The sequence below is a fragment of the Gordonia jinghuaiqii genome, from assembly GCF_014041935.1.
In the GTDB taxonomy this organism is placed as follows: Bacteria; Actinomycetota; Actinomycetes; order Mycobacteriales; family Mycobacteriaceae; genus Gordonia; species Gordonia jinghuaiqii.
This window is the reverse complement of record NZ_CP059491.1, coordinates 5,005,175-5,017,272: the sequence shown is the minus strand read 5'-3', so window position 1 is coordinate 5,017,272 and position 12,098 is coordinate 5,005,175. Positions and strand designations below refer to the sequence as shown.

Here is a 12,098-nt window from a genome sequence, read left to right as displayed (position 1 = left end):
AGTCGGCTCCCCAGTTACTCCTGTCGCGATCAAGCAGATCGTGCGAGGAAGGTTCCGGCGCCTGAGGCCGACCAGTCTGCGACGCCCATGGCAGGGAGGAAGATCTGATCAGTCACGCGATCCGGTGGGCGCCCTATGACGGTGGGTCTGGTGAGGATCTGTTCGTGACGTTTGGACTGACCAGAGCGCAGTACATCTCGCGCCCAGTAGGGGTTCTCGAGCGCAACGGTCCGAGGTCCGGGCGCGCGTGGACGACAATGATCAGGTGACCGATACTTCGCATGCCTCACGACTGGTTGCCGGCACACGACGATGACCGCACCCTCGCGCAGGACCCAGGCGACCGCCATCTGGCTCGTCGCACTCGCGGTCTACTTCGTCGCGGTGCTGCATCGCTCGTCGCTGGCTGTGGCCGGCCTGCTCGCGGCCCAACGTTTCGACATCACCGCGTCGCAGCTGTCGACCTTCGTCGTGCTGCAGCTGCTGGTCTACGCGCTGATGCAGGTGCCCGTCGGCCTGCTGGTCGACCGCTTCGGGCCGCGCCGGGTCCTGCTCACCGGGACGCTGATCCTCACCCTGGCGCAGTTCAGCTTCGCCTTCGCCGACAGCTACCCGTGGGCGTTGTCGTCCCGCTTCTTCGTCGGGATCGGCGACGCGATGACCTTCGTGTGTGTCCTGCGCCTGGTGACCAGCTGGTTCCCGGCGCGACGAATCCCGCTGATGACCCAACTCACCGGAGTGCTCGGGCAGCTGGGCGCCGTCGCGGCAGCGATACCGATGACGTGGGCGCTGTCCACGTGGGGTTGGACCCATGCGTACATCGCCACCGCCGCGCTCGGATCGGTGCTGCTCGTGGCCACGCTGGTGGTGGTGCGGGATTCCGCGGCCGCCCGCTCCGTGTCGGGCCCGTTGCTCGGGTTCTCGGGTATCAAGCGGAGCCTGCGCGCGTCGTGGGAGCATCCCGGCACCCGCCTGGGGTTCTGGATGCACTTCTCCACCCACTTCGGCGCCACGGTCCTCGGGCTGCTGTGGGGTTATCCCTTCTTCGTGGAGGGCCAGGGCATGAGTCCGGGCTCGGCAGGTGTCCTGCTCACGATCATGGTGTTCGCGATCATGGGCTTCGGGCCGACGTTTGCATGGCTGATCACCCGATGGCCGTGGCACCGGTCGACGCTGGTGCTGCTGGTCGTCGCGTGCATCGCGACCGCCTGGGCCGTGGTGCTGGTCTGGCCTGGGGGAGCACCGTTCTGGCTGCTCGTCGTACTGGTCGTGATCTGCGGGATGGGTGGCCCGGCGTCGATGATCGGTTTCGACCTCGGCCGTACCTCCAACCCGGCTTCGCGGGCAGGCACCGCCACCGGGATCATCAATCAGGCCGGATTCCTGGCCAGCCTCGTCACCGCGGGGCTCATCGGTCTCATCCTCGACTGGCGCACCCCCGATGGTGTCCAGGGCTATCCCGCGGAGGCGTTCACGTGGGCGATGTCCGCGCAGTTCCTGCTGTGGGGACTCGGCGCCACACAGATCTGGCGGTACCGCCGCAAAGGACGTGCACGGTTGCTGCACGACGACCCCGAACGGTGGTCGCGGCAGTCAGGGCGCGACATTCCGGAACGTACGCAGTTCCGGAACGACGGTGACGGCCGCCTGCCTGTCGGGCGGTCAGAGCACCAGTAACCACACGAACCGCGAACAGATGGCCGAGACACCGAGAACAGCGGTCGCGACCAGCCATCGACGGGCAAGCCGCTCGGCCGCCAGGCGTTCACGACCGGGTCGCAGGTAGACGACGGCTGCCGTCACCGCGCATACCGAAGCCGCGGCACCTGTCGCGAGCACCAGCGTCAACATCACCGCGTTCAGCATCGTGTCCCATCGTCGCCGAACTGGCAGCGGCCCGACTGCCAGACTTCGCTTCGACGTCGCGACCTCGATCGAAGTCGCGTCGTCGAAATGAAGTCTGCCGGTGCGCGACTCACACCACCCGCCGCAACTCCCCGGGCACCACGTCATCGTCGGCCGCCAATGCGAGCACTTCACCGAAACCCGCGACCAGGCAATCGGCGAACAACTCCAGATCGGTGACCGCGGCGCCGTCGGAATTGATTCCGAGACAGGCGGTTCCGTTGTGGGTGATCATGGTGGCCATCATCGCGCAGCCGGGGAGTGGTCCGAACGGGAACATGCGTTCCACCTTGGCGCCGGCGACGTAGGTGTCCCAGGGTATCCCGGGGACGTTGCTGGCCTGTAGGTCGTTCTGGCTCGTCGTCCCGCTGAACCGCATGAGAACCGGCCCGGGCAGCCAGGCCATCACCGAGCCGAGTGTGTTGAAGATGTCGACGGCCGGTTCGTGGCGGGCGACGCGCACCTGCTCGCGGATGGTGAGCACGCGTTCGAAGGGATCGGCGATGCCGACCGGGCCGGCCAGGCGTCCCACCGCTATCCGGTTTCCGCCTGCCGGGTCCTCGGGGCGCCGCACCGAGATCGGGATGGCGACGGGCATCGTCTCGACAGGCGTGCCCATCTTCTCGTGGTACAGACGGAAGCCGCCGATCAGGCCGGCCAGGTAGACGTCGTTGACCGAGGCCTGGCTGGCGGTCGCGGCCGCCTTGAGGTCGGCGAACGGGACCTCGAAAGCGCTGAAGCGCCACGAGAGGCTGCGGTGGGCGAGCAGCGGCGAACCGGGCGCGCTCACCAGCCCGGCCACCCGCGGCACCGAACGGCCGTATCGCAGAGCGGTACTCAACGCCTGACGAGGATGCGCCAGCGCGCGGACGCCCCGAAAGGTCGTGTCGACGCGATGGGGGATGCGCCGGATCTCCTCGCCGATCTGCCGACCGAGAAGGTCCAGTGCCGAGATGTTGACCGGATCGGGACTGGGCGGCTGCGGCTTCCCCGGATTGTGCTCGCGCGTGGGCGAATGCAACTGGGCGAGACCGAGGATCGCTCCCAGGCCGTCGGTGAGCGCGTGGTGGGCCTTGAGGAAATAAGCGGCTCTCCCATCGGGCAGCCCTTCGATCAGCGTTCCCTCCCACGGGGGCCGGGCGGCGTCGAGTGCTGTCATGGCGAGTTGCTCGCAAAGGGTCAGCAGTTCAGTCATGCTGCCGTCGCCACCGAGGCGCATCCGTCGCATGTGGTAGTGCAGGTCGAAGTCGGGATCGACTGCCCAACTGGGTGTTCCGGTGCCGAACGGGGAGTCGACGACCCGCTGGCGGAACCGCGGAGCCATCCGGCTGCCCCATTCGAGCGCCGCCATGAGCCGGTCCCAGTCGGGGGCGCAGTCGTAGATCTCCAGCATGCAGATGGTGCCGCGCATGCGACGGTCGGTGTCCCCGCGCCACATGATGGTGTCCACCGAGCTCATGTGCGGCTCGTTCGCCCAGTCGAGTGGGCGGTCCACCCCGTCGGTCAGGCCGGTCTCATCGCTCATGCCGTTCCTCCTGGGCCTTACGCATCGACTCCCCGGCCCTCGACTCCGCGGAGTCGACGAAGGACTCGAGCGGCCAGTCGGCGAGAGCGGAGATGTACATCTGCCGAACCTCCTCGGCGTGGGTGCCGATGTCGTCGGCGTGCCATCCCGTTGTCTCGACGGGCGGCAGGACCATCACCTCGACGGTGCCCGGCCGGATCAATTGCGAACCGCGCCACATCAGTTCGCCGGTGTTGCGCAAGACGACGGGAACGATCGGCACACCCGCCTGCATGGCGATGTGGAACGGCCCCTTCTTGAATCGTCCGATCCGGGGCGTCGGAGACCGCGTTCCCTCCGGGGCCACCACCAAGGACATGCCGTCGTCGCGGAGCGCCTTCACCGCCGGTGCGAGCTGTTCGATGGCCCGACTCGGATCGGCACGGTCGATGAAGACCAGACCCGCCTGATCGAGGATCTGCCCGAGTACCGGAACCCGTTGGATCTCCTTCTTGGCCACTCCGGTCGCGTCGGACCGCACGAGGGTGATCATCACCGGCAGATCCAGTTTCGACTGATGGTTGAACAGGAATACGCAGGGCCGGTGCGACAACAGATACTCACCGCCGTCGAGTACCTGCACATGGATTCCGGCCAGCGACAGGCCGACGTCGGTGCCCGTGGGCAGGACCTCGACAAGCGCCTGCGGATCGCGACGCAGGAGTCCGGTGGTGATTCCCACTGCGGCAGAGGCGATGAACGATCCGTAGAAGGCGCCGGTGCGGACCAGCATCCCCGCGCGGTTGTACGTCGGGTTCTTCAGGTCGATGATCGGCCAGCCGCGAGATTCGGCCTCCGCGCGCAGGATTCGACGCGGCGACACCGCGGCCGGGTTCCCCACCGACTCGAGGTAGGGGATGTCCTCGTTGCCGTCGCTGTAGGCGAACGATGCGTCGAGGTCGATGCCGTGCGTCCGCGCGAGGGTCCGTACTGCTGCGGCCTTGCCCGGACCCCACAGCGGCCGTCCTTGGATCTTGCCGGTGACCACTCCGTCGACCACCTCGACGTCGGTGGCCAGCGCGAAGTCGGCGTCGATCTCGCGCGCGATCGGCTCGATCTGAAATCTGGTGGCCGACGACGCGATCACGATCGTGTGACCCATCTCCCGGTGCGCGCGCAGGATCTGCCACATCTGAGGCCGCAGCTTGGCGGCGGTCTCGTACTTGAACAGATGCTCGCCGAACTCGATCAGCTCGGCGTAGGTCTTGCCCGCGAAAGTCGGTTTGGTGGCGTCGAGCACCTCGGCATAATCCTGCTCGGAGACGACGCCACGCAGGCCGATCAGCAGGAAGTCGGCGAGCTCGCCGAGGCCGAACTCCATGCTGCGCAACCTCGCCCGCATGATCGCCGCCGCCGAGAACCCCTCGATGAGCGTGCCGTCGTAATCGAAGAGCGCAGCGACTTTCTTACCGGTGGGTGCCGCGCGGATGGTGCGCATCCGCTCGGTGAAAGCGCTCACGGCGTCACCTCGGAGGACACCGCGGGTTGGATGTCCTCGATCGATGCGATGCGCGCCAGCCGATCCCGCATCAATTCGACTTCGTCGAGCCAGCTCTGGCGAGCCGCGCGCAGATCCACGATGTCCTCACCGTGGATCAGACCGCGGTTGTCGGCGAGCTGGTAACCGCCGTCGTAGAGATCCTTGGACACCGAATCCGCGCTCCGCACAACACCTTGCAGCGACAGTTGACGTCCGAGTCCCAGGCAGTCGGCAATCAGCTCGTCCTTGTCGCGTGCGGTGTTGCCGAGTTCCACCAGCTTGGTCGCCACGACGAGCTGGGCGTCGAAGAACGGTTGCAGGGTCCGCCGCGCCAGCAGCGCCCCGGTGTGCCCGTGCAGGACCTCGTAGGTCCATTCCTGGCTGGGGGTGACCGCTCGCCATCCGGGGGCGAGGAGATCCAGCTCGACACCCAGCCGATGAAGGAACTCGGTCTTGGGCGGGAAGAAGAACTCGAACTTGAGAAGATCCCGGATGCGCAGGGCCTCCCGCTGGGCCGCGGCGAGTAGTCCGTCGTCGTCCCCGGCCTGTTCGTCCCCGAGGTGGTCGATCCCGACCAGCGTGCCGCCGGCCTGCACCTCACCTTCGGCCAGGGCCAGCAGGCCCATCTCGACGATCGCCCGGTCGACGAAGTGGTGGAGCGCGCCGTTGCGGTAATAGGCCGCGACGGCGCGGTTCTCGGGGACGATCGACCACACCGGTTCGGAGCCGCCCTCGTAGCAGGCCACCACACCGTTGCCGGCCAGCACCCGGAGAGTTCGGGTGAGGCCGACGCCACGACACAGCGCCGGATCCGGTCCGGGGAGGTCCCGGTGCCGGATGTAATCGAGCAGCGGGGCGAGGATCGCCTCGATCTCGGGCAATGTGTAGGCGCGGTCCGCGGCGCCGAGCGCGGCGAAACCGACCAGCGACGTCGCCGAGATCGGTGTGGCGGAGTTGATCTCGTCCATCACACGAAACGCGACCTTCTCGAGGCGGGCACGGCCCTCTCCGGCCTGTTCGAGCGACTCCCGTAGTGAGATGGGAGTACCGAAACGCACTCGAGCCTCGCCCAGGTAGGCGCGCTGCGCCTTCGCATAGCGCAGCAACCATCCGACCCCCTCGGGCTTCTTGGTGCCGCCTGCATCCTCGGCGGCGATCGCGCCGACCTCTTGGAGCTGGTCGTACACGATCGACGTCGGCACGATCGCCACGTCCGCGTCGTCGAGCTGGCCGACGGCATCGACGACATAGGTGAGCAGGCCCAGCATCGGCTTGCGGAGCTTGCCGGTTCGGCTGCGTCCGCCCTCGATGTACCACTCCAGGTTGAACCGCTTCTCGACGATGTAGGCGAGGTAGGAGCGCATCGCGAACTTGTAGACCGGGTCCGAGCCGAACTTCCGCCGGATGAAGATCATCCCCGCGCGGCGCGCGACCGGACCCACCGGCCAGAAGGACAGGTTGTTGCCGCCGAGCACCAGGTTCGGGGGGAAATCGTTGCTGCGCAGCACTTTCGCCAGAACCAGGGGGTCGACATAGGAGCGGTGCGACGGCAGGAAGACCAGGCCGGTGGATTTGTTCAGCGTGCGCAGGGTGTTGAGGTTGTCGACATCGACCGTGACGTTCCACGCACGTTCATGTAGCCGGTTGAACGTCGCGGAGAACACATCGTCCATCAACCGGCTCTGGGTGGCGACGAACGTCGACAACTTGTCGGTGGCCTCGGCGACCACCGCGTCGGCCGGCCTGCCCAACTCGGCGGCCAGCTTGGCCGCACCGGCCCGGAACCTCGACGACGTCCCGATCTGCTCGGCGACCAGCCGGGGGACCTTGTAGCGGTCCCCGACGATCTGGCGTTCGGCACGCTCGGCCGACAGCGATGCCTGCACCGAGACGAACTCGCCGAACGGTTCGCCCTCGGCCTGATGACGTGTGTATCGCTCGCGGAGCTCCTCGATCGAGGCGGGTTCACCGGCCACCACGCGAAGGCTGTCGGGTCGTCTACGGCGGATGATCGGTTGGGCGATCCCGAGGGGGCGTCGTGGGTTGGACAGCACCAGAACGTCGCCGAGCGTGACCCGTCGCTCGCCCTGACGGACCGCGGGTAGCCAGACCGCTCGGACGGGCACGAGCTGGGTGTCCGGCGGCAGTTCGTCGAAGTCGAGGTCGGCTGCGCGTCGTATCCGGGCGTCGGGGTAATTGGCCGTTGTCCAGTCGGTCACCGCCCGCATCTCGCACGACGTGCGGGCCTCGGTCAGGACCATCACCGCATCGGTCACCTACATCACCCTCACGCGTCATCGGCCGGCGTCGTCGCCGATCGACGGCAGCCACGGTACCGACCATTGTGACGTGGGTTACAACCCGGGCGGTGGGTTTTGGCGATGCCAGTGGTCCGCTCGCCGCCACCCGGGACCGCTCAGCTCAGGGCTGTCACCGAGATCGACTGCCACATCGAGTGGGTGGTCCCGCCTGCGACCTCGACGACGTCGGGTCCGGCGTTCGCCGTCTCCACGCACACGAACTCACGCCAGTGCGGACCGACGTCGGCCATGTCCGCGGCCACGGCCTCGCCCGGGTTCCACACCACCGCGGTGCGCGCGTCTCGGGTGACGATCTCGATCGCGCGCGACAGTCCGGGATCGAGGAGGCGATAGTGTCCGCCGGCGCCCGGGTAGAGGCGATCGCTGCGGGGAAGATCGACGGGCAGGCGCCAATCACCTGTCTGCTCATGGGCGTTGCCGTCGTCGAACTCGTCCAGATAGGTCAGACCGGTCAGCCCCTCCACCCGTACGGAGGTGGCGTCGGACACCCGGAAGTAGTTGTGCAACGCCTCGGTCAGCGTCAGCGACTCCGTGCCCGGATTGGTTGTGTGCAGACCCTGTTCGAGGGCAGCGCCCACGCGGACCGTCATCCGCAGGCGCATCGGGAGGTGGTCGAGCCTCTCCGGGGTCAGCTCGACTTCGATGTCACCGTCGTCGAAGGTTCGTGCGCCGGTGACCGTCCACCTCGCGGTCCGTGCGTATCCGTGCGACGGGACCTCGCCGGTCTGGCCCTCACGGCTGAAGTAAGGCCAGCACACCGGGGTGCCGCCGCGGATCGGGGTCGGTGGTTCCAGAACGAGAGGCGAGACCCAGAGGACCTCGTCGCCGCCGGCCGGCACGAGGGACAACACCTGTCCGCCGAACAGTGAAACGGTTGCCGTCGCCGACGGTGTCTCGACGATGAGTGCGTCGAATCCGTGGCTTGTCCCGACGCTGATTCCGTTGATGTCTCCGAACACGGTCACCCGTCGAGCCTGGCATAGGTCTCGGAGCCCCACACGTCGCGGGCCGACCCCGGAAACGACGAAGCGCCCCGCCCGACCGAGGTCAGAGGGGGCGCTTCGCGAAAGTCAGGAGCTCAGAGCGCGCTGACGTTGGTAGCCTGGGGGCCTTTGGCACCCTGCTCGACGTCGAATTCGACGCGCTGATTCTCTTCGAGGTTGCGGAAGCCGCTACCTGTGATCGAAGAGTAGTGGACGAAGACATCTGCGCCCTGATCGTCGGGTGCGATGAAGCCGAAGCCTTTTTCGCCGTTGAACCACTTGACGGTTCCCTGTGCCATACCGCTGTACTTCTTTCTTCAGTCAGCAACCACCAAGACCGATGGCTGCGGTTTCCACTCTGTCACACATGGTGACCCGTTGGGAAATCGTAGCGGATATTTCGCCCCTGGGCAGCACTTCAGCGCGGTTGACGACATTCCCGCGACATCCCGGAAAGCTGTGGTGGCGGCGGCAGATGTCGAGTGGTTCGGGTTTCAGTGCTCGCCCGGGGTCGGCTGCACGAGAGGTAGGGCAACCCGGACCGCGGTACCCGACGGCGTGTTCGGCAGGTACTGGATCGTTCCGCCATGCCGTTCGACGATGTGCTCGGAGATGATCAGCCCGATCCCGGAACCGTCCTGTTTCGACGAGAACGCCCCGGACGCCAGCCGATCGCCGGGCGCTTCGGTCATGCCGCGACCCTGGTCGCGTATCACCACAAAGGCCGCGCCGTCGGCTTCGCCGGTCTGCACGGCCAGCTCCTTCACCTCGGTCGTCGGGCGGACGATCTCGTCGAGCGCGTTGACGCACAGGTTGACGATCACCTGCCCGATGAGCACGTTCTCGCCCTGGACCGCGAGGTCCCGGTCGGGGATCTCGGCGTATACCCGGACGCCCTGCTCCGCGGCCCGGAGCCGCACGAAATAGAGGCTCTCCTCGACGGTCTCGTTGAGGTCCATGAGCGCGGCCGTGCTCTCGATGCGGCGGACGTAGCGTTTCACCGACGACACGATGTCGGCGGCCCGGTTGAGTTGCTTCTCGATCTGGTCGATGCCGTAGGCGAGGCTGCGCGCGTCGACGGTCTCCGCGGAGACGCGGGCCTTCAGGCCGCTGAGGTAGTTCGTCGACGCGGCCAGCGGTTGCCCGAGTTCATGCGCCAGGATCATCGCCATGTCACCCATCGCGTGATAGCGGCTCAGGTACTGGAGGTTGGCCTCCTGGTAGGCGGTACGGCGTTCCCACTCGACCCGGTCGGTGACGTCGCGCACCGTCAGGACGCGCGAGCGCATGCCGTCGTGGGCGACGATCTCCAACTCGCCGGCCAGCCACACCATGCTGCCGTCGTCCTTGGTGATCTCCTGCTGGATCGACACCGACCCGGCTCTGGTGTCGAGGCGTTCGGCGACGTGGTCACTCGTCAGGCGCGGCTCGCAGCGACCCAGGTCCTCGAGGTGCACGCCCGCGAGTTCGGCCGGGGTACGGCCGAACAGCTGCGCGGCGAGCGGTGAGATGTCGTCGATGCAGTTGTCGTCATCCAGCACGACGATGCCGGCGGATGTATGGGTCATGATGCGCTGCAACGACTCCGACACCCAGCTGAGTTCCTCCTGCAGCTCGACCTCTTCGGCGATGTTGCGGAACTCGACCATGACGACGGGACCGTCCTCGCATCGGACGAGAGTGGCACGGGCGTCGGTGAGGAAGTCCGTGCCGTCCTTGGCGCGGTACTTCCACTGTTTGCGACTGGAACCGTGCACCACCGCCGACTGCAGCCACGCGACGCCCACCTCGCGCCGGTACTGCCGCTCCTGACCACTCATGTGGTGGGCCTTGAGTGGCTTGAGTTCGTCGAGGGTGAACCCGAACATCCGGCAAGCGGCCGGATTCGCCCAGAGGATGTTCTTCGAACTGGCCTCATGGATGAGAATTCCGGTGCCGGTGTTGAGGATCATCTGCTCGAAGTCCCGGCGTGCGGGGAACATGGCCATCACCTCACCTTTCGGGGTTACACATTTCCCGGCGGCTCGCCGCCGTGCAAGTGCCGACTGCGCCACCACAACCCCAGCGCCTCGTCGTGCCCTGGTCGGGGTCCCGCGGGTAAGGGATTGCTTACCCGCGGGGCGGGAAATCCCGATACCGGCGACACTGCGAAATCCATAGTGTTGCGCCCAGATCGAGAGTCGAATCTGGAACGGAGACAGGGATGGCCACGGAGACAGGGATGGCCACGGGGAGCATGACCGATCGGATGTGTGCCGAACCCGTGGGACCGGCGCGCGACGCCGCGTTCGATCATGCTCTCGATGTCCTCCGGGATCGCCGGGATGAGTTCAACGCCCAGCGCCATGTACCGCGGGACTTCATCAGGCTCCTCAAACGCGCGGGGATGTACCGCGCATCCACCCCGGCGGCGTTCGGCGGTGAGCCGATGGCGCCGTCGGACTTCATGTCTCTGGTGGAGCGGATCTCCGCGGTCGACCCGGCGACGGGTTGGGTGTCGAGTTTCGGGTCATCGCTGGTCTATTTCGCGGCGCTGCCCGAGGAATCTCAGCGCAAGGTCTACGCGGACGGTCCCGATGTGGCCTACGCCGGCGGGCTCTTTCCGATGCAGGAGGCCCAGAAGGTCGACGGCGGCTACCTGTGTACGGGTGTGTGGCAGTTCGCGAGCGGGTGTCGCGGCGCCGACATCCTCGGGATCGGCCTCGCGGGCGGACCGCAGACCGACGGCAAGCCGTTGACCGCTCTCGTCGATCCCGCGGATGTCGAGATCGTCGACAACTGGGATGTCGCCGGGATGAAGGCGACAGGTTCGCACGCGGTTCGCGCCGACCGACTGTTCGTGCCCGCGGAGATGACCTTTGTCCGCGGGGGTGCGCCGCAGATCGACGAACCTCTGAACCGATACCCCGCCTTGGCATATGCGGCGCAGGTCCTGGCGGTCGTCACCCTCGGCGCCGCCCGCGGAGCACTCGACTACGCGATCGAGGTCGGCGCGGCGCGCACCTCGATCACCGGCGGTGCGAGCAAGGGCAACCGCCCCGCCTACAAGAGCGGGCTCGCGCACGGCGAAGCCGAACTGCGTTCTGCACGAGCATTCTTCTACGAGACCACCGATCAGGTCTGGGCCAAGGCCACCGCGGGCGAGCACATCTCCACCGACGACCAGGCGATGCTGCGGTTGAGCGCAACCCATGCCGCCCACGTCGGACGCCGAGTGGTCCTGCAGGCCTTCGACCTCGCCGGCACCGGCGCCATCTACGAGACCCATCCGCTCCAGCGCTATCTGCAGGACGCCCTGGTGCCCGCCCAGCACGCGATGCTCCAGACCGGTACCTACGAGGCCGCCGGAGCGTTGCTGCTCGGTCTCGACGCCGGTATCCCCAGCTTCCCCTGACCGCCGAGACCTGCTGGTCACCAACACATCACAAGGAGAGACCCATGGCCGACGAGCCGCTGCGCACGTTGTTCTGCGTCGGGAACAACCAGAACTTCTTCGACCTGCCGAAGTCCGACATCGGGCCGGTGTGGGAGGCGACGATGGATTTCCTGACGAGCCTGAAGAAGCTCGACGGCGTCGAGATCATCGGCACCTTCGACGACGACGCGCACATGGTGGGCCCGTCGGACGGCTGGCCGTGGACGTTCTATGTCCTGGCCGACGTACGCGACCAGCCGACGGTCAAGGCTGCCTGCAATCTGCTGCGCACCACCATGGTCGGCGATCACGCGCTCTGGAAGTACTTCAAGATCGAGGCCCGGATGGGGCGAGCGCTCACCATCCGCGACGACGTCGACTCCTGAACCCATTCCCCAGCCCCGCCTCACCCGCACCCACGTGGGGCGAC

10 protein-coding genes are annotated in these 12,098 nt (G+C 67.0%); 3 read left to right on the top strand and 7 right to left on the bottom strand.

Translation table 11 applies throughout. From position 1 onward, the window contains the following. Positions 1-312 precede the first annotated feature (312 nt). Positions 313-1,677: an MFS transporter gene (locus H1R19_RS22360; RefSeq protein ID WP_219850197.1), complete on the top strand. Its 1,365-nt coding sequence runs from the start codon at positions 313-315 to the stop codon at positions 1,675-1,677. Here the strand turns inward: H1R19_RS22360 and H1R19_RS22355 are convergent. The 7 genes from H1R19_RS22355 to H1R19_RS22325 all read right to left on the bottom strand — a co-directional run bounded on the left by H1R19_RS22355 (position 1,663) and on the right by H1R19_RS22325 (position 10,235). Then, entirely contained in the window at positions 1,663-1,866 is a 204-nt protein-coding gene (locus H1R19_RS22355) for a hypothetical protein (RefSeq protein ID WP_219850196.1), read from the bottom strand. The genes H1R19_RS22360 and H1R19_RS22355 overlap by 15 nt on opposite strands. A 109-nt stretch (positions 1,867-1,975) precedes the next feature. Then, a complete protein-coding gene (locus H1R19_RS22350) occupies positions 1,976-3,430 on the bottom strand; it encodes a wax ester/triacylglycerol synthase domain-containing protein (protein ID WP_219850195.1) in 1,455 nt (484 codons plus the stop codon). Then, a complete protein-coding gene (locus tag H1R19_RS22345) occupies positions 3,420-4,928 on the bottom strand; it encodes an HAD-IB family hydrolase (protein WP_219850194.1) in 1,509 nt (502 codons plus the stop codon). The genes H1R19_RS22350 and H1R19_RS22345 overlap by 11 nt, the downstream gene beginning before the upstream one ends. Beyond that, positions 4,925-7,210 (bottom strand): glycerol-3-phosphate 1-O-acyltransferase, encoded by a 2,286-nt coding sequence (locus tag H1R19_RS22340; RefSeq protein ID WP_244971019.1) that lies wholly within the window; start codon positions 7,208-7,210, stop codon positions 4,925-4,927. Before H1R19_RS22340 ends, H1R19_RS22345 begins: the two co-directional genes overlap by 4 nt. Before the next feature lie 155 nt (positions 7,211-7,365). Further along, the gene (locus H1R19_RS22335; RefSeq protein ID WP_219850192.1) at positions 7,366-8,235 is read right to left on the bottom strand and encodes a D-hexose-6-phosphate mutarotase; all 870 of its coding nucleotides are present in this window, start codon (positions 8,233-8,235) and stop codon (positions 7,366-7,368) included. Positions 8,236-8,348: 113 nt separating this feature from the next. After that, positions 8,349-8,552, bottom strand: a complete 204-nt coding sequence (locus tag H1R19_RS22330; protein WP_004020476.1) for a cold-shock protein — start codon at positions 8,550-8,552, stop codon at positions 8,349-8,351. Between the two features lie 195 nt (positions 8,553-8,747). Beyond that, the gene (locus tag H1R19_RS22325; protein ID WP_219851853.1) at positions 8,748-10,235 is read right to left on the bottom strand and encodes a PAS domain S-box protein; all 1,488 of its coding nucleotides are present in this window, start codon (positions 10,233-10,235) and stop codon (positions 8,748-8,750) included. A 221-nt stretch (positions 10,236-10,456) separates the two neighbouring features. On the opposite strand from H1R19_RS22325, the gene H1R19_RS22320 reads away from it, so the two are divergent. Continuing rightward, positions 10,457-11,647 (top strand): acyl-CoA dehydrogenase family protein, encoded by a 1,191-nt coding sequence (locus H1R19_RS22320; protein WP_372631895.1) that lies wholly within the window; start codon positions 10,457-10,459, stop codon positions 11,645-11,647. 44 nt (positions 11,648-11,691) lie between these two features. Further along, entirely contained in the window at positions 11,692-12,054 is a 363-nt protein-coding gene (locus tag H1R19_RS22315; RefSeq protein WP_188328464.1) for a hypothetical protein, read from the top strand. The last annotated feature ends 44 nt before the right edge of the window (positions 12,055-12,098 follow it).

Bases quoted from the DNA above. Each gene is read 5' to 3' on its own strand.
- H1R19_RS22360 (WP_219850197.1), top strand. From the start codon at position 313: ATGACCGCACCCTCGCGCAGGACCCAGGCGACCGCCATCTGGCTCGTC.
- H1R19_RS22355 (WP_219850196.1), bottom strand. From the start codon at position 1,866: ATGCTGAACGCGGTGATGTTGACGCTGGTGCTCGCGACAGGTGCCGCG.
- H1R19_RS22350 (WP_219850195.1), bottom strand. From the start codon at position 3,430: ATGAGCGATGAGACCGGCCTGACCGACGGGGTGGACCGCCCACTCGAC.
- H1R19_RS22340 (WP_244971019.1), bottom strand. From the start codon at position 7,210: ATGGTCCTGACCGAGGCCCGCACGTCGTGCGAGATGCGGGCGGTGACC.
- H1R19_RS22330 (WP_004020476.1), bottom strand. From the start codon at position 8,552: ATGGCACAGGGAACCGTCAAGTGGTTCAACGGCGAAAAAGGCTTCGGC.
- H1R19_RS22325 (WP_219851853.1), bottom strand. From the start codon at position 10,235: ATGTTCCCCGCACGCCGGGACTTCGAGCAGATGATCCTCAACACCGGC.
- H1R19_RS22320 (WP_372631895.1), top strand. From the start codon at position 10,457: ATGGCCACGGAGACAGGGATGGCCACGGGGAGCATGACCGATCGGATG.
- H1R19_RS22315 (WP_188328464.1), top strand. From the start codon at position 11,692: ATGGCCGACGAGCCGCTGCGCACGTTGTTCTGCGTCGGGAACAACCAG.